Genomic DNA, 591 nt, shown 5'->3' on the forward strand with positions numbered 1-591 from the left:
CCAGGAAGGCGTCAAGGAGTACGTCGATCTCCTGGTCGCCAACGGCCTCAACGTCATTCTCGACCTGCACTGGACCTGGGGCGCCTACACCACGGGACCGGACTGGCACTGCACCGATGTGCACGCCACCTGCCAGAAGCCGATGCCCGACGCGCAGTACGCCCCGCAGTTCTGGGCCGGCGTCGCCGACACCTTCAAAGGCAACGACGCCGTCGTCTTCGACCTGTTCAACGAGCCGTACCCGGACATGGCCAGCGACTGGGACAAGACCTTGGGCTGGCAGTGCCTGCGCGACGGCGGCACCTGCGCCGGCATCGAGTACGAGGTGGCCGGCATGCAGGACCTCGTCGACGCGGTCCGCGGCACCGGTGCCACTAACATGCTCATGGTCGGCGGGCTTGAGTGGACCAACGACATGCGGGAATGGCTGGCCTACATGCCGGAGGACCCGCTGGACAACATCGCCGCGTCCTGGCATTCGTACAGTTTCAACCGGTGCGTGACCGAGACCTGTTGGGACGAGGAGATCGCCCCGCTGATGCAGGAGGTCCCGGTCGTGCTCGGCGAGTTCGGCCAGGACGACTGCGGGTT

Annotated in this window: 1 protein-coding gene; it reads left to right on the forward strand. The window is 66.2% G+C overall.

Going from position 1 to position 591, the window contains the following annotated elements:
- Positions 1-591: glycoside hydrolase family 5 protein (locus tag E9998_RS07630; RefSeq protein ID WP_136529187.1), on the forward strand; the 591-nt coding region annotated here is incomplete at both ends.

It is taken from the genome of Glycomyces paridis, from assembly GCF_004912155.1.
Classification (GTDB): domain Bacteria; phylum Actinomycetota; class Actinomycetes; order Mycobacteriales; family Micromonosporaceae; genus Glycomyces; species Glycomyces paridis.